This window comes from Citrobacter sp. FDAARGOS_156, assembly GCF_001559235.2.
Lineage (GTDB): Bacteria > Pseudomonadota > Gammaproteobacteria > Enterobacterales > Enterobacteriaceae > Citrobacter > Citrobacter youngae.
The window spans coordinates 3386372-3402988 of the sequence record NZ_CP014030.2 but is presented as its reverse complement, the minus strand read 5'-3'; the positions used below and the strand labels follow the sequence as shown (position 1 = coordinate 3402988).

At 55.3% G+C, this 16617-nt stretch carries 15 protein-coding genes; 13 read left to right on the top strand and 2 right to left on the bottom strand.

What is annotated here, in order from left to right; translation table 11 throughout:
• The 10 genes from nuoE (at nucleotide 1) to nuoN (ending at nucleotide 12222) form a co-directional block, all read left to right on the top strand.
• Nucleotides 1-501 carry an NADH-quinone oxidoreductase subunit NuoE gene (gene nuoE, locus AL515_RS16670; protein ID WP_003028069.1) on the top strand — a complete coding sequence of 167 codons (501 nt, stop codon included), beginning with the start codon at nucleotides 1-3 and terminating at the stop codon, nucleotides 499-501.
• Nucleotides 498-1835: an NADH-quinone oxidoreductase subunit NuoF gene (nuoF, locus tag AL515_RS16665; protein WP_005129472.1), complete on the top strand. Its 1338-nt coding sequence runs from the start codon at nucleotides 498-500 to the stop codon at nucleotides 1833-1835. Before nuoE ends, nuoF begins: the two co-directional genes overlap by 4 nt.
• A 181-nt stretch (nucleotides 1836-2016) precedes the next feature.
• Complete coding sequence (gene nuoG, locus AL515_RS16660) at nucleotides 2017-4743, top strand: NADH-quinone oxidoreductase subunit NuoG (RefSeq protein WP_061068842.1); 2727 nt, start codon at nucleotides 2017-2019, stop codon at nucleotides 4741-4743.
• Nucleotides 4740-5717 carry an NADH-quinone oxidoreductase subunit NuoH gene (nuoH, locus tag AL515_RS16655; RefSeq protein WP_003028063.1) on the top strand — a complete coding sequence of 326 codons (978 nt, stop codon included), beginning with the start codon at nucleotides 4740-4742 and terminating at the stop codon, nucleotides 5715-5717. Before nuoG ends, nuoH begins: the two co-directional genes overlap by 4 nt.
• A 14-nt stretch (nucleotides 5718-5731) precedes the next feature.
• The gene (gene nuoI / locus AL515_RS16650) at nucleotides 5732-6274 is read left to right on the top strand and encodes an NADH-quinone oxidoreductase subunit NuoI (protein WP_003028062.1); all 543 of its coding nucleotides are present in this window, start codon (nucleotides 5732-5734) and stop codon (nucleotides 6272-6274) included.
• Between the two features lie 11 nt (nucleotides 6275-6285).
• Complete coding sequence (gene nuoJ / locus AL515_RS16645) at nucleotides 6286-6840, top strand: NADH-quinone oxidoreductase subunit J (RefSeq protein ID WP_003028059.1); 555 nt, start codon at nucleotides 6286-6288, stop codon at nucleotides 6838-6840.
• The gene (gene nuoK / locus AL515_RS16640; protein WP_000612644.1) at nucleotides 6837-7139 is read left to right on the top strand and encodes an NADH-quinone oxidoreductase subunit NuoK; all 303 of its coding nucleotides are present in this window, start codon (nucleotides 6837-6839) and stop codon (nucleotides 7137-7139) included. Before nuoJ ends, nuoK begins: the two co-directional genes overlap by 4 nt.
• Complete coding sequence (gene nuoL / locus AL515_RS16635; protein ID WP_061068220.1) at nucleotides 7136-8977, top strand: NADH-quinone oxidoreductase subunit L; 1842 nt, start codon at nucleotides 7136-7138, stop codon at nucleotides 8975-8977. The genes nuoK and nuoL overlap by 4 nt, the downstream gene beginning before the upstream one ends.
• A 251-nt stretch (nucleotides 8978-9228) precedes the next feature.
• A complete protein-coding gene (gene nuoM / locus AL515_RS16630; protein WP_003027692.1) occupies nucleotides 9229-10758 on the top strand; it encodes an NADH-quinone oxidoreductase subunit M in 1530 nt (509 codons plus the stop codon).
• A 6-nt stretch (nucleotides 10759-10764) separates the two neighbouring features.
• The gene (gene nuoN, locus AL515_RS16625) at nucleotides 10765-12222 is read left to right on the top strand and encodes an NADH-quinone oxidoreductase subunit NuoN (RefSeq protein ID WP_048211072.1); all 1458 of its coding nucleotides are present in this window, start codon (nucleotides 10765-10767) and stop codon (nucleotides 12220-12222) included.
• 58 nt (nucleotides 12223-12280) lie between these two features.
• On the opposite strand, the gene AL515_RS16620 is transcribed toward nuoN, so the two are convergent.
• Together AL515_RS16620 and rbn are read right to left on the bottom strand one after the other, a co-directional pair.
• Nucleotides 12281-13285, bottom strand: a complete 1005-nt coding sequence (locus AL515_RS16620) for a chemotaxis protein (protein WP_061068219.1) — start codon at nucleotides 13283-13285, stop codon at nucleotides 12281-12283.
• 64 nt (nucleotides 13286-13349) lie between these two features.
• Nucleotides 13350-14267 (bottom strand): ribonuclease BN, encoded by a 918-nt coding sequence (rbn, locus tag AL515_RS16615; protein ID WP_061068218.1) that lies wholly within the window; start codon nucleotides 14265-14267, stop codon nucleotides 13350-13352.
• Between the two features lie 67 nt (nucleotides 14268-14334).
• Here rbn and AL515_RS16610 point away from each other — a divergent pair, with 67 nt between their 5' ends.
• The 3 genes from AL515_RS16610 (at nucleotide 14335) to menF (ending at nucleotide 16548) form a co-directional block, all read left to right on the top strand.
• Nucleotides 14335-14796, top strand: a complete 462-nt coding sequence (locus AL515_RS16610) for a GNAT family N-acetyltransferase (RefSeq protein WP_061068217.1) — start codon at nucleotides 14335-14337, stop codon at nucleotides 14794-14796.
• 53 nt (nucleotides 14797-14849) lie between these two features.
• Nucleotides 14850-15155: a stress response protein ElaB gene (gene elaB, locus AL515_RS16605; RefSeq protein ID WP_005129450.1), complete on the top strand. Its 306-nt coding sequence runs from the start codon at nucleotides 14850-14852 to the stop codon at nucleotides 15153-15155.
• Between the two features lie 94 nt (nucleotides 15156-15249).
• Nucleotides 15250-16548 (top strand): isochorismate synthase MenF, encoded by a 1299-nt coding sequence (gene menF, locus AL515_RS16600; RefSeq protein WP_061068216.1) that lies wholly within the window; start codon nucleotides 15250-15252, stop codon nucleotides 16546-16548.
• Nucleotides 16549-16617 lie beyond the last annotated feature (69 nt).

Below are 16617 nucleotides of genomic sequence, written 5' to 3'. Positions count from 1 at the left end.
ATGCACGAGAACCAACAACCACAAACCGAGGCTTTTGAGCTGAGTGCGGCTGAGCGTGAAGCGATTGAGCACGAGAAGCACCACTACGAAGACCCGCGTGCGGCGTCCATTGAAGCGCTGAAAATCGTTCAGAAGCAGCGTGGCTGGGTGCCGGATGGGGCGATCTACGCGATCGCTGACGTGCTGGGTATCCCGGCAAGCGACGTCGAAGGTGTTGCGACATTCTACAGCCAGATCTTCCGTCAGCCGGTCGGTCGCCACGTGATCCGCTATTGCGACAGCGTCGTGTGCCATATCAATGGCTACCAGGGGATCCAGGCTGCGCTTGAGAAAAAACTCAACATCAAGCCGGGGCAGACGACCTTTGATGGTCGCTTTACGCTGCTGCCGACCTGTTGCCTGGGGAACTGCGACAAGGGGCCGAATATGATGATCGATGAAGATACTCATGCTCACCTGACCCCGGAAGGCATTCCCGAACTGCTGGAGCGGTATAAATGAAAGACATTATCCGTACTCCCGAAACGCATCCGCTGACCTGGCGTCTGCGTGATGACAAACAGCCTGTATGGCTGGACGAATACCGTAGCAAAAACGGTTATGAAGGTGCGCGTAAGGCCCTGACCGGGCTGTCACCGGATGAAATCGTCAACCAGGTAAAAGACGCTGGCCTGAAAGGGCGCGGCGGCGCGGGCTTTTCTACTGGTCTGAAGTGGAGCCTGATGCCGAAAGACGAATCCATGAACATCCGTTACCTGCTGTGTAACGCCGATGAAATGGAACCCGGCACCTATAAAGACCGCTTGTTGATGGAACAGCTGCCGCACCTGCTGGTGGAAGGCATGCTGATCTCCGCGTTTGCGCTGAAAGCGTACCGTGGTTACATCTTCCTGCGCGGTGAATATATCGAAGCGGCTGTGCATCTGCGCCGCGCGATTGCCGAAGCGACCGAAGCCGGTCTGCTTGGCAAAAACATCATGGGCACCGGTTTCGATTTCGAACTGTTTGTGCACACCGGGGCAGGGCGTTACATCTGCGGTGAAGAAACTGCACTGATTAACTCCCTCGAAGGTCGCCGTGCGAACCCGCGCTCCAAGCCGCCGTTCCCGGCGAGCTCTGGTGCATGGGGTAAACCGACCTGCGTTAACAACGTCGAAACCCTGTGTAACGTACCGGCTATCCTCGCAAACGGCGTGGAGTGGTACCAGAACATTTCGAAGAGCAAAGACGCAGGCACCAAACTGATGGGCTTCTCTGGTCGCGTGAAGAATCCTGGACTGTGGGAGCTGCCGTTCGGCACTACCGCGCGTGAAATCCTCGAAGATTACGCGGGCGGCATGCGCGATGGCCTGAAGTTCAAAGCCTGGCAGCCGGGCGGCGCGGGGACTGACTTCCTGACTGAAGCACACCTCGACCTGCCGATGGAATTCGAAAGCATTGGTAAAGCCGGTAGCCGTCTGGGCACCGCGCTGGCGATGGCGGTTGACCACGAGATTGGCATGGTTGGGCTGGTGCGTAACCTCGAAGAGTTCTTTGCCCGCGAGTCCTGTGGCTGGTGTACGCCGTGCCGTGATGGTCTGCCGTGGAGTGTGAAAATTCTGCGTGCGCTGGAGCGTGGCGAAGGCCAGCCTGGGGATATCGAGACACTTGAGCAACTGTGTCGTTTCCTCGGCCCGGGTAAAACCTTCTGTGCACACGCACCGGGTGCGGTGGAACCGCTACAGAGCGCCATTAAATATTTCCGCGAAGAATTCGAAGCTGGCATCAAGCAGACCTTCAGCAATACCCACGCTATTGGTGGTATTCAGCCGAACCTGCTGAAAGAGCGCTGGTAAACGTTTTACGCGAAAGCATTCAAGCTGCGTCAAGGCGGCAACCGAGAGAACCCCTGAGCTTACTAAAGTAAGTGACTGGGGTGGCGAGGGAAGCCAACGCCGAGGCAGCTTGAAGGATAAAGCGGAAAAGAAATTCGATTAACGCTCGGTTACGACCGAGCCAACTGGAAGCATGCTGACTATGGCTACGATTCATGTAGACGGCAAAGAATATGAGGTCAATGGAGCGGACAACCTGCTGGAAGCTTGTCTGTCTCTCGGCCTTGATATTCCATACTTTTGCTGGCACCCGGCGCTGGGCAGCGTCGGTGCTTGCCGCCAGTGTGCGGTGAAGCAATATCAGAACGCGGAAGACACGCGTGGTCGCCTGGTGATGTCTTGTATGACACCGGCCACCGAAGGCACCTTTATTTCTATTGATGACGAAGAAGCGAAGCAGTTCCGCGAAAGCGTCGTCGAGTGGTTGATGACCAACCACCCGCACGACTGCCCGGTCTGCGAAGAGGGCGGTAACTGCCACCTTCAGGATATGACCGTCATGACAGGTCATAGCTTCCGTCGCTACCGCTTCACGAAGCGTACACACCGCAACCAGGATTTGGGGCCGTTCATCTCTCACGAAATGAACCGCTGCATCGCCTGCTATCGCTGCGTGCGTTACTACAAAGATTACGCCGATGGCACGGATCTGGGCGTGTATGGCGCACATGACAACGTCTACTTCGGTCGTCCGGAAGACGGTACGCTCGAAAGCGAATTCTCCGGTAACCTGGTAGAAATTTGTCCGACCGGCGTGTTTACCGACAAAACGCACTCCGAGCGTTATAACCGTAAATGGGATATGCAGTTTGCCCCGAGCATCTGCCAGCAGTGTTCCATTGGCTGTAACACCAGCCCGGGTGAGCGTTACGGTGAACTGCGTCGTATCGAAAACCGCTACAACGGTACCGTTAACCACTACTTCCTCTGCGACCGTGGTCGTTTCGGCTATGGTTACGTGAACCTGAAAGACCGTCCACGTCAGCCGGTACAGCGTCGTGGCGATGACCTGATCACGCTGAACGCCGAGCAGGCGATGCAGGGCGCGGCAGATATTCTGCGTCAGTCGAAGAAAGTGATTGGTATCGGCTCCCCGCGCGCCAGCGTTGAAAGTAACTTCGCGCTGCGTGAACTGGTCGGTGCGGATAACTTCTATACCGGTATAGCCCAGGGCGAGCAGGAACGTCTGCAACTGGCACTGAGCGTGCTGCGTGACGGCGGGATTCATACTCCGGCACTGCGCGAAATCGAATCTTATGATGCGGTTCTGGTGCTGGGCGAAGATGTTACCCAGACCGGCGCACGCGTTGCGCTGGCAGTGCGTCAGGCGGTGAAAGGTAAAGCGCGTGAAATGGCGGCGGCACAGAAAGTGGCTGACTGGCAGATCGCAGCAATCCTTAACATCGGCCAGCGTGCTAAGCATCCGCTGTTCGTTACCAATGTCGATAACACCCGCCTGGATGATATCGCCGCTTGGACCTATCGTGCACCGGTTGAAGATCAGGCGCGTTTAGGTTTCGCTATCGCTCATGCGCTGGATAACAACGCGCCGGCGGTTGACGGTATCGACCGTGACCTGCAGAACAAAATTGACGTTATCGTTCAGGCACTGGCCGGGGCGAAGAAACCACTGATTATTTCCGGCACTAACGCCGGTAGTGCCGAAGTGATTCAGGCGGCTGCCAACGTGGCGAAGGCGCTGAAAGGCCGTGGCGCAGATGTCGGCATCACCATGATTGCTCGCTCGGTTAACAGCATGGGCCTCGGCATGATTGGCGGTGGTTCCCTTGACGATGCGCTGACCGAGCTGGAAACAGGCCGCGCTGACGCCGTTGTGGTGCTGGAAAATGACCTGCATCGCCATGCTTCAGCTGCTCGCGTTGATGCCGCTCTGGCGAAAGCGCCGCTGGTACTGGTCGTTGACCATCAGCGTACGGCAATTATGGAAAACGCCCATCTGGTGCTTTCCGCTGCAAGCTTCGCCGAAAGCGATGGTACGGTGATTAACAACGAAGGCCGCGCCCAGCGTTTCTTCCAGGTCTATGACCCATCCTACTACGACAGCAACACCGTAATGCTGGAAAGCTGGCGCTGGCTGCACTCGCTGCACAGCACCGTGCAGAGCCGTGAAGTGGACTGGACGCAGCTCGACCACGTTATCGACGCGGTCGTTGAGAAGTTGCCGCAGCTGGCAGGCATTAAAGATGCCGCGCCGGACGCAAGCTTCCGTATCCGTGGACAGAAGCTGGCGCGTGAACCGCACCGCTACAGCGGTCGTACCGCAATGCGCGCCAACATCAGCGTACACGAACCGCGCCAACCGCAGGACAAAGACACCATGTTCGCCTTCTCTATGGAAGGGAACAACCAGCCGTCTGCGCCGCGTTCACAAATTCCGTTTGCCTGGGCTCCGGGCTGGAACTCCCCACAGGCGTGGAACAAGTTCCAGGATGAAGTGGGCGGTAAACTGCGTCATGGCGATCCGGGCGTGCGCCTGATCGAAGCTTCTGCGGATGGTATGGATTACTTCACTACCGTTCCGGCGAGCTTCCAGGCTCAGGATGGTCAGTGGCGTATCGCGCCGTACTACCATCTGTTTGGCAGTGACGAAATGTCCCAGCGTGCGCCGGTCTTCCAGACCCGTATGCCGCAGCCGTACATCAAGCTCAACCCGGCGGATGCCGCGAAGTTGGGTGTCAATGCCGGTACGCGCGTTTCTTTCAGCTACGATGGCAACACGGTTATGCTGCCGGTTGAAATCGCTGAAGGATTAACGGCAGGGCAGGTTGGTTTGCCGATGGGCATGCCTGGCATCGCGCCGGTTCTGGCAGGTGCGCGTCTTGAGGATCTGCAGGAGGCACAACAATGAGTTGGATTACACCCGATCTGATTGAGATCCTGCTGAGCATTCTCAAAGCGGTGGTGATCCTGCTGGTGGTGGTCACCTGCGGGGCATTCATGAGCTTTGGCGAACGTCGTCTGCTGGGTCTGTTCCAGAACCGTTACGGACCGAACCGTGTTGGCTGGGGCGGTTCGCTCCAGCTGGTTGCGGACATGATCAAGATGTTCTTTAAAGAAGACTGGATCCCGAAATTCTCGGATCGCGTCATCTTTACCCTGGCACCGATGATCGCCTTCACCTCGCTGCTGCTGGCTTTCGCTATCGTGCCGGTGAGTCCGAACTGGGTAGTGGCCGACCTGAACATCGGGATCCTGTTCTTCCTGATGATGGCGGGCCTCGCGGTATACGCGGTGCTGTTCGCCGGCTGGTCCAGTAACAACAAATACTCCCTGCTCGGTGCGATGCGTGCGTCTGCGCAGACGCTGAGCTACGAAGTGTTCCTCGGACTTTCCCTGATGGGCGTGGTGGCGCAGGCCGGTTCATTTAACATGACCGACATCGTCAACAACCAGGCTGATATCTGGAACGTTATTCCGCAGTTCTTTGGTTTTGTCACCTTTGCCATCGCGGGCGTGGCGGTGTGTCACCGTCACCCGTTTGACCAGCCAGAAGCCGAGCAGGAACTGGCCGACGGTTACCACATTGAATATTCCGGTATGAAATTCGGTCTGTTCTTCGTCGGTGAGTACATCGGTATCGTCACCATTTCTGCGCTGATGGTTACCCTGTTCTTCGGTGGCTGGCATGGCCCGTTCTTACCACCATTCGTCTGGTTCGCGCTGAAAACCGCGTTCTTCATGATGATGTTCATTTTGATTCGTGCGTCGTTACCGCGTCCTCGTTATGACCAGGTAATGTCCTTCGGCTGGAAAGTCTGTCTGCCGCTGACGCTCGTCAACTTGCTGGTAACGGCGGCTGTCATTCTCTGGCAGGCGCAATAAGGGACACAAAGACCATGACCTTAAAAGAATTGTTCGTAGGTTTCGGCACCCAGGTACGCAGTATCTGGATGATCGGCCTGCATGCGTTCGCGAAACGTGAAACGCAGATGTACCCGGAAGAGCCGGTCTATCTACCGCCCCGTTTTCGTGGCCGTATCGTTCTGACCCGTGACCCGGACGGAGAAGAGCGCTGCGTTGCCTGTAACCTGTGTGCGGTAGCGTGTCCGGTAGGCTGTATCTCTTTGCAAAAAGCAGAGACCAAAGATGGCCGCTGGTATCCGGAGTTTTTCCGCATTAACTTCTCACGCTGCATTTTCTGCGGCCTGTGTGAAGAAGCCTGTCCGACAACGGCTATTCAGCTGACTCCAGATTTCGAGCTGGGTGAGTACAAGCGCCAGGACCTGGTTTACGAGAAAGAGGATCTGCTGATCTCCGGTCCGGGCAAATACCCGGAATATAACTTCTACCGGATGGCAGGTATGGCAATCGACGGCAAAGATAAGGGCGAAGCAGAGAACGAAGCTAAGCCTATCGACGTCAAGAGCCTGTTACCGTAAGGAGAGGGGCAATGGAGTTCGCTTTTTATATCTGTGGCCTGATAGCCATTCTCGCAACCTTGCGGGTGATCACCCACACCAATCCGGTACACGCACTGCTGTATCTGATTATTTCGCTGCTGGCGATTTCCGGGGTGTTCTTCTCGTTAGGCGCTTACTTCGCGGGTGCGCTGGAAATTATCGTCTACGCGGGCGCCATCATGGTGCTGTTCGTATTCGTGGTAATGATGCTCAACCTCGGTGGTTCTGAAATTGAACAGGAACGCCAGTGGCTGAAACCTCAGGTGTGGATTGGACCGGCGATTCTGTCGGCCATCATGCTGGTGGTTATTGTTTACGCCATTCTGGGCGTTAACGATCAGGGCATCGACGGGACACCAATCAGCGCGAAAGCAGTCGGTATTTCCCTGTTCGGACCGTATGTACTGGCGGTCGAACTGGCTTCGATGCTGCTGCTGGCGGGTCTGGTTGTGGCCTTCCACGTGGGGCGCGAAGAGCGTTCAGGTGAGGTGCTGAGCAATCGCACCGATGACCGCGCGAAAAGAAAAACGGAGGAGCACGCATGATCCCCTTACAACATGGACTGATCCTCGCTGCGATTTTATTCGTCCTGGGTTTGACCGGTCTGGTTATCCGCCGCAATCTGCTGTTTATGCTGATCGGGCTGGAAATCATGATTAACGCCTCCGCGCTGGCCTTTGTGGTCGCCGGAAGCTACTGGGGCCAGACCGATGGTCAGGTGATGTACATTCTCGCCATCAGCCTTGCGGCTGCTGAAGCGAGCATTGGACTTGCGCTGTTGCTGCAACTTCATCGCCGTCGCCAGAACCTGAACATCGATTCAGTAAGTGAGATGCGTGGATGAACATGCTTGCCTTAACCATTATTCTGCCATTTATTGGCTTTGTATTACTGGCGTTTTCTCGTGGTCGTTGGTCAGAAAATCTGTCCGCGACCGTGGGTGTCGGGTCGATTGGCCTGGCCGCGCTGGTGACTGCGTTTGTTGGCGTTGATTTTTTTGCCAATGGCCAGCAGGCTTACAGCCAGCCGCTGTGGACCTGGATGTCAGTTGGCGACTTCAACATCGGTTTTAACCTGGTGCTGGACGGCCTGTCGCTGACCATGCTCTCCGTGGTGACCGGCGTCGGTTTCCTGATCCACATGTTCGCCTCCTGGTATATGCGCGGAGAAGAGGGCTATTCTCGTTTCTTCGCCTACACCAACCTGTTTATCGCCAGCATGGTGGTTCTGGTGCTGGCGGATAACCTGCTGCTGATGTACCTCGGCTGGGAAGGCGTGGGCCTGTGCTCCTATCTGCTGATTGGTTTCTACTATACCGATCCGAAGAATGGCGCTGCGGCAATGAAAGCCTTCGTGGTAACCCGTGTTGGTGACGTATTCCTGGCGTTCGCACTGTTCATTCTCTACAACGAGCTGGGCACGCTGAACTTCCGCGAAATGGTGGAACTGGCGCCTGTGCACTTTGCAGACGGCAACAACATGCTGATGTGGGCAACCCTGATGCTGCTGGGCGGTGCGGTCGGTAAATCTGCACAGCTGCCGTTGCAAACATGGCTTGCTGATGCGATGGCAGGCCCGACGCCTGTCTCTGCGCTGATCCACGCCGCAACGATGGTTACCGCCGGTGTCTACCTGATTGCACGTACGCACGGCCTGTTCCTGATGACCCCGGAAATCCTGCATCTGGTGGGGATTATCGGTGCTATCACGCTGGTGCTGGCGGGTTTTGCTGCGCTGGTACAGACCGACATCAAACGCGTTCTCGCTTACTCCACGATGAGCCAGATTGGCTACATGTTCCTGGCGCTTGGCGTTCAGGCGTGGGATGCGGCGATTTTCCACCTGATGACGCACGCCTTCTTTAAAGCGCTGCTGTTCCTGGCATCCGGCTCGGTTATCCTGGCCTGCCACCACGAACAGAACATCTTCAAGATGGGTGGCCTGCGTAAGTCTATTCCGCTGGTGTATCTCTGCTTCCTGATTGGTGGCGCGGCGCTGTCGGCTCTGCCGCTGATTACCGCTGGCTTCTTCAGTAAGGATGAGATTCTGGCCGGTGCGATGGCGAACGGTCATATCAATCTGATGGTTGCAGGTCTGGTCGGTGCGTTCATGACCTCGCTGTATACCTTCCGCATGATTTTCATCGTGTTCCACGGTAAAGAACAAATTCACGCTCACGCCGGGAAGGGGATTACCCATCATCTGCCGCTGATTGTGCTGATGATCCTGTCCACCTTTGTTGGCGCGCTGATTGTGCCGCCACTGCATGGCGTACTGCCTGCGACGACCGAGCTTGAGCATGGTCGCGTCATGACGCTGGAAATTACTTCCGGTATCGTCGCGATTGCGGGCATCCTGATCGCTGCATGGCTGTGGCTGGGTAAACGCCAGCTTGTGACATCGATTGCCAACAGTGCGCCAGGCCGTTTGCTGGGTACCTGGTGGTATAACGCCTGGGGCTTCGACTGGCTGTATGACAAAGTGTTCGTCAAGCCGTTCCTCGGTGTTGCATGGCTGCTGAAACGCGATCCGCTGAACGCAATGATGAACATTCCGGCGATCCTGTCTCGCTTTGCAGGTAAAGGCCTGCTGTTAAGCGAGAACGGCTATCTGCGCTGGTATGTGGCATCAATGAGCATCGGCGCCGTTGTTGTGCTGGCACTGTTGATGGTACTGCGTTGAGTTTGTTGGCTGGATGAACGACTGCCGGATGGCGCTGCGCTTATCCGGCCTACAAACCCAAAAATAATTTTTAGAATTCGTTGAAAATCTGTTCCTGAAGTACAGGCGTCATCGGCGAAGTCAGACCGAATACCGCCAGCGCAGAGCAACCGGAGCGTACTGAAGTACGTGAGGATTGCGAGCACTGCCGGGATTTGGGCTGATGAGTGAGATAGCCTGAGCAGGAGTAAATATAAGGGACATACTTAGCTATGTTATTACCCTGGTTGATATTAATCCCCTTTATCGGTGGCTTCCTGTGCTGGCAGACCGAACGCTTTGGCGTGAAGGTGCCGCGCTGGATAGCGCTGATTACCATGGGACTGACGCTGGCGCTTGGCTTGCAACTGTGGTTGCAGGGCGGCTATTCACTGACGCAATCCGCTGGCATTCCGCAGTGGCAGTCTGAGTTTGTCCTGCCGTGGATCCCACGTTTTGGCATCTCTATTCATTTAGCCATCGACGGTTTGTCGCTGCTGATGGTGGTGCTAACCGGTCTGCTCGGTGTTCTGGCGGTACTGTGCTCCTGGAATGAAATCGAAAAATACCAGGGCTTCTTCCACCTGAACCTGATGTGGATCTTAGGCGGCGTAATCGGCGTATTCCTTGCCATCGACATGTTCCTGTTCTTCTTCTTCTGGGAAATGATGTTGGTGCCGATGTACTTCCTGATCGCGTTGTGGGGGCATAAAGCCTCTGACGGTAAAACGCGTATCACGGCGGCCACCAAGTTCTTCATATATACCCAGGCAAGCGGTCTGGTGATGTTGATTGCCATCCTGGCGCTGGTGTTTGTGCACTACAAAGCGACCGGCGTGTGGACCTTCAACTATGAAGAACTGCTGAATACCCCGATGTCCCACGGTGTGGAATATCTGCTGATGCTGGGCTTCTTCATCGCGTTTGCGGTGAAAATGCCGGTGGTTCCGCTGCACGGCTGGTTGCCGGATGCGCACTCCCAGGCACCGACCGCAGGTTCCGTTGACCTGGCGGGGATTCTGCTGAAAACGGCGGCCTACGGTCTGCTGCGTTTCTCCCTGCCGCTGTTCCCGAACGCGTCGGCGGAGTTTGCACCTATCGCTATGTGGCTTGGCGTAATCGGCATCTTTTACGGCGCGTGGATGGCCTTTAATCAGTACGATATCAAACGTCTGATTGCCTACACCTCTGTATCGCACATGGGCTTCGTGCTGATTGCTATCTACACCGGCAGCCAACTGGCGTACCAGGGTGCGGTTATCCAGATGATTGCGCACGGTCTTTCTGCAGCCGGTCTGTTCATCCTGTGTGGTCAGCTGTACGAACGTCTGCACACGCGTGATATGCGTATGATGGGCGGCCTGTGGGGCAAAATGAAATGGTTGCCTGCGCTGTCAATGTTCTTTGCAGTGTGTACGCTGGGTATGCCGGGTACCGGTAACTTCGTTGGCGAATTCATGATTCTGTTCGGCAGCTATCAGGTGGTTCCGGTCATTACCGTGATCTCAACCTTTGGTCTGGTGTTTGCCTCTGTTTACTCGCTGGCGATGCTGCATCGCGCTTACTTCGGTAAGGCGAAAAGCCAGATTGCCAGTGTTGAACTGCCAGGGATGTCGCTGCGTGAGCTGTTTATCATCCTGTTGCTGGTCGTGCTTCTGGTACTGCTTGGCTTCTATCCGCAGCCGATTCTGGATACCTCGCATTCTGCGATGAGCAACATCCAGCAGTGGTTTGTTAATTCCGTTACTACTACAAGGCCGTAAATCGCCATGACAATAACTCCACAACACCTGATTGCGCTGCTACCGCTGCTGATCGTCGGCTTGACGGTGGTGGTTGTGATGCTCTCCATTGCGTGGCGACGCAATCACTTCCTCAATGCCACGTTGTCAGTCATTGGGCTTAACGCCGCGCTGGTTTCGCTCTGGTTTGTTGGCCAGGCGGGCGCCATGGACGTCACCCCGCTGATGCGGGTTGACGGTTTCGCCATGCTCTACACCGGGCTGGTGCTGCTGGCGAGTCTTGCCACCTGTACCTTCGCTTACCCGTGGCTGGAAGGCTACGACGACAACCGGGAAGAGTTCTACCTGCTGGTGCTGATTGCCGCGCTCGGCGGTATTCTGCTGGCTAACGCTAACCATCTGGCGGCGCTATTCCTTGGTATTGAGCTTATCTCTCTGCCGCTATTTGGCCTGGTCGGCTATGCGTTCCGTCAGAAACGTTCGCTGGAAGCCAGTATCAAATACACCATTCTGTCTGCCGCAGCGTCTTCCTTCCTGCTGTTCGGTATGGCGCTGGTGTACGCGCAGTCTGGGAATCTGTCGTTTGTCGCGCTCGGTAAGAGCCTCGGCGACGGCATGCTGAGCGAACCGCTGCTGCTGGCGGGCTTCGGTCTGATGATTGTTGGCCTCGGCTTCAAACTCTCGCTGGTTCCGTTCCATCTGTGGACGCCAGACGTTTACCAGGGCGCTCCGGCTCCGGTTTCTACCTTCCTGGCGACGGCGAGCAAAATTGCTATCTTCGGTGTGGTGATGCGTCTGTTCCTGTATGCGCCGGTCGGTGATAGCGAAGCGGTACGTATCGTGCTGGGCGTGATTGCCTTTGCTTCTATCATCTTCGGTAACCTGATGGCGCTGAGCCAGACCAACATCAAACGTCTGCTCGGCTACTCTTCCATCTCTCACCTCGGTTATCTGCTGGTGGCGCTGATTGCCCTGCAGAGCGGCGAGATGTCGATGGAAGCCGTTGGCGTTTATCTGGCCGGTTACCTGTTCAGCAGCCTTGGCGCGTTCGGTGTGGTCAGTCTGATGTCCAGCCCGTACCGTGGTCCGGATGCGGATTCTCTGTTCTCCTATCGCGGCCTGTTCTGGCATCGTCCGATCCTCGCGGCAGTGATGACAGTGATGATGCTGTCTCTGGCGGGTATCCCGATGACGCTGGGCTTTATCGGTAAATTCTACGTACTGGCGGTCGGTGTGCAGGCTAACCTGTGGTGGCTGGTTGCCGCTGTAGTGGTCGGTTCGGCGATTGGTTTGTACTATTACCTGCGCGTTGCCGTGAGCCTGTACCTGAGTGCACCGCAGCAACTGAACCGTGATGCGCCGTCTAACTGGCAGTACAGCGCGGGCGGTATCGTAGTGCTGATCTCTGCACTGCTGGTGCTGGTGCTGGGTATCTACCCGCAACCGCTGATCAGTATCGTGCAACTGGCGGCGCCGCTGATGTAAGCGACACGTTGGAATAAAAAAACCCGCCTCGGCGGGTTTTTTTATGGGGGCAAGGCTATCAGGCGGAAAGCTGACGGCTCACCAAAGGACCACTAACATCTTTTGCTGCGCGCTCCATCACTTCCTGAATCACAGAAGATAATTCGTTGACCTCGAATTTTGCCACGTAACCATCGGCCTTAACCCGGCGGACGTGATCTTCGTTGGCGCTACCGGAAAGTGAAGAGTGGATGACGACCGGGATCTTCTTCAGACGTTCGTCGGTTTTTATCTTACGGGTCAGCGTAAAACCATCCATCTCCGGCATTTCCAGATCGGTAAGCACCAGGGCAATCTTCTCGCTGATTGGCTTACCTTCCGCCAGCGCTTCTGCGGAAAGCTGCTGTATTTTTTCCCACGCATCCTGGCCCGTTACATGCATCAGATGCGGGATTTCCATCGCGTTAAGCCCTTTTTCCAACATTGCGCGGGCCACTTTGGAATCATCTGCCACAATCGCCACCGCACCCGGCGTGATGTTGAATTTATTGGTTTTCAGATCGGTTGCGCGCAGGTCGTGGTTCGCCGGTACGATGTCGTACAAGATCTGCTCAACGTCGAGCACCAGCGCCAGGTTGTTGGTCTCTTTGTTGTCGTCCAGGCAAGCGATACTGGTGATATAGCGGCCATTAACGGCTTTCTCAGCAGTGTGCACCTGTTGCCAGTCGAGACGCATAATGTTCTCTACTGACTCCACCGCAAAGGCCTGTACGCTGCGGGCGTACTCTGTGATCAACAGGATATTAAGCCCGGTTTCAGGTTTACACCCGGCGACAGCAGGCAGGTCGATCACCGGGATCACCTGATCCCGGATATTCACCATGCCTAACAACGGAGCCTTCATGCCGGCAGGGCGTGTAAAGGTCGGCATCGGTACGATTTCACGCAGTTTGAATACGTTGATGCCAAACAGCTCTGATTTCTGCTCCTCAACGGATTTGCCAAGGCGAAACAGCAGCAGTTCAAAACGGTTAGACAGGGTTAGGTTTGTCCTGTCATCAATATCTTTCTGGAAATTGTTCATCCTGTCCTCAGTGTGAAAGCCAGCCTTTCCACTGTTATCGGCACTGAGGCGGAAAAATGGAGCATTAAACGGTGAAAATGGCGAAATCGTGAGCCAGTTCCGTGTCTGGAAAAATCGCTCTGCACTCTTCAAGTAACCGCTGGCAGCCTTTTGCATCGTAGCGTGAGCTGACGTGGGTCATGATGAGTCTGCCCACACCGGCGTCCCGTGCCAGCTGTGCGGCCTGCCGGGTGGAGCTATGCCCGCGGCTGTTGGCTTTTTCCTCCATTGAGGCGTCCAGCGTGGTTTCATGTACCATCACGTCCACCCCTTTTGCCAGTTCGATAGCGCTCGCACAGGGCCCGGTATCGCCGAAAATAGCCACGGATTTCCCTCGGGTTGCCGGGGAGAGGAAATCGGCACCGTTAATCGCGCGACCGTCTTCCAGTACGATGGTTTTCCCGGCTTTCAAATCCTGAAACCACGGGCCCGCTTTAACGCCTGCCGCCTTCAGGGCGCTGGCATTAAGCGCGCCGGGTTTGTCGTGTTCTTCAACACGAAAACCGTAGCACTCCAGTGGATGTTCCAGTCGAAACGCAGTCACTTTGCGCAGGCCGTCATCCACAGCCTCACCGGCGGTAATTTCTACAATATCCAGCGGGTAATCGGTCCAGGAGCCGCTCAGACGTAAAGCGGTTTCGGTAAACTCTCGCAACCCCTTGGGTCCGTAGAGCGTTAGCTGCTGGACGTTCCCGGCCATTGAACGACTGCACAGTAGCCCCGGTAAACCAAACAGGTGGTCGCCGTGTAAATGGCTGATAAAAATACGATCGAGTTTTCCCGGATTAAATGGCGTGCTAAGCATTTGATGCTGCGTCCCTTCGCCGCAATCAAAAAGCCACAAACCTGCCTGAGTCGGGTGTTGCAGATTTAGTAAAATTGCCGTTACATTGCGAGAGCGTGTGGGAACTCCCGCTGACGTACCTAAAAATAGTAATTCCATCTTTACGTTACACTTTTCGCCATCAATGAGGCAGGGTGTTCAGGTTATCACAACAAAGGGGCAGACAATGATCCACTGGCAAGATCTCCATCATGCAAAGCTGAGTGTTCAGGAGCTGTATGCCATTCTTCAGCTTCGCTGCGCGGTATTCGTTGTTGAGCAACAATGTCCGTATCAGGACGTGGATGGCGACGACTTAGTCGGCGAGAACCGTCACATTCTGGGATGGCATAACGATGAACTGGTGGCGTATGCGAGGATTCTGAAAAGTGACGATGATCTGGAGCCGGTAGTAATTGGCCGGGTGATTGTCAGCGAAGCGCTGCGCGGTGAAAAACTGGGGCAGCAGTTAATGACGCAAACACTGGCATCCTGTGCGCAGCATTGGCCGCATAAGGCGTTATACCTGGGGGCTCAGGCACATCTGCAATCGTTTTATGCGAGATTTGGGTTTGTTCCAGTCACGGAAGTCTATGACGAAGACGGGATTCCACACATCGGCATGGCGCGTGAGGGGCATCAAGCGTAAACAGCCCCTGTCGTCTATAGTTAGCGGGTACGTCAATAGAAAGGGAGAATACAATGTCTTTTCATTCTTACGAATCACGTATTGATGACGATTTGGAATTGTTGAGCGAAACGCTGGAAGAAGTGCTACGTTCTTCCGGCGATCCTGCCGACCAAAAATACCTTGAGTTGAAAGCGCGGGCTGAGCAGGCGTTAGAAGAGGTGAGAAATCGCGTTAGTCACGCCTCTGACAGTTACTATTATCGTGCAAAGCAGGCTGTTTGCCGGGCAGATGACTACGTACACGAAAAACCCTGGCGTGGGATCGGCGTGGGGGCGACAGTCGGTTTAGTGATGGGATTATTGCTGGCACGGCGATAAATACAGCGCTGTCATCGCACTCCCTATACGGGGGTACTGCTTTTTCTGCTCAGTACCCCGTATAATGTGAGGTTTTTAACAGGGAGAGGTCCGCGTGCATTCAATCACTACTGCGCTGGAAAGTCTGATGCGTCATTTGTCGCAAGAGATACCAGCCGCACCTGGAATTCGTATTTACGATATACCTTTCCCTCTGAATGATGCGTTTGACGCTTTAGGATGGCTGGCCAGCCAGCCCGTCTGGCCTCAGTTTTACTGGCAGCAACGTAACGGTGACGAAGAGGCAGCCGTACTGGGAGCCGTCGCCGCATTTTCCTCACTGGAATCTGCCCAACGGTTTTTACGCCAACATGATAATTACCCCGAACTGCGCGTCTGGGGCCTGAATGCGTTTGAGCCGCAGCGCGGTAATTTATTGCTACCACGACTGGAATGGCGACGCTGTGCCGGGGTTGCGACCTTACGACTACACCTGTATAGCGACGTGTCGTTGCGTGAAGATGCCGCGCAGGCCGCTGCGTTTATTTCAGCGCTTGCGCAGGTAAAACCGCTTCCCGCACTGCGCCTGAATTTAACCGGTGAACAACACTGGCCAGATAAAGCGGGCTGGACGCGCCTTATTGAGCTTGCCACCCAAACTATTGCCGGGGAAGAACTCGACAAAGTGGTGCTGGCGCGTGCGACCGATTTACAGTTTTCTCAGCCAGTTAATGCCGCGGCGGTTATGGCCTCCAGCCGTCGTTTAAATCTCAACTGTTACCACTTCTATATGGCGTTTTCCGCCGAATCTGCTTTTCTTGGCTCTTCCCCTGAACGTCTGTATCGGCGGCGTGACACGGCACTGCGCACTGAGGCGCTGGCCGGAACCGTTGCCAATCACCCTGACGATCATCGCGCCTGGCAGTTGGGTGAATGGCTGATGAAGGACGATAAAAATCAGCGTGAGAACATGTTGGTAGTGGAAGATATTTGCCAACGGCTGCAGAACTGTACGCAAACCCTAGATGTCCTGCCGCCGCAGGTACTCAGGCTGCGCAAAGTACAGCATCTGCGCCGCTGTATCTGGACTGCGCTCAATCAGGCGGATGATACGCTCTGTCTGGTACAGCTACAGCCTACTGCGGCCGTAGCGGGTATTCCACGCGAGCTGGCGCGCGAATTTATCCAACATAATGAACCCTTTGAACGCGAGTGGTATGCCGGTTCTGCGGGTTATCTTTCACTGCGTCAGAGCGAGTTTTGCGTGTCATTACGTTCAGCGAAAATTAGCGCAAATGTCGTCCGTCTGTATGCCGGGGCGGGGATCGTGCGCGGTTCCGATCCTGAGCAAGAATGGCAAGAAATAGATAATAAAGCGGCAGGGTTACGTACTTTATTACAGATGGAAGGATAATGATTTCGTGTATATTCCCGATTCATATCAAAAATCCATTTATTCGATTCTTTATACTGTGTCGCAATA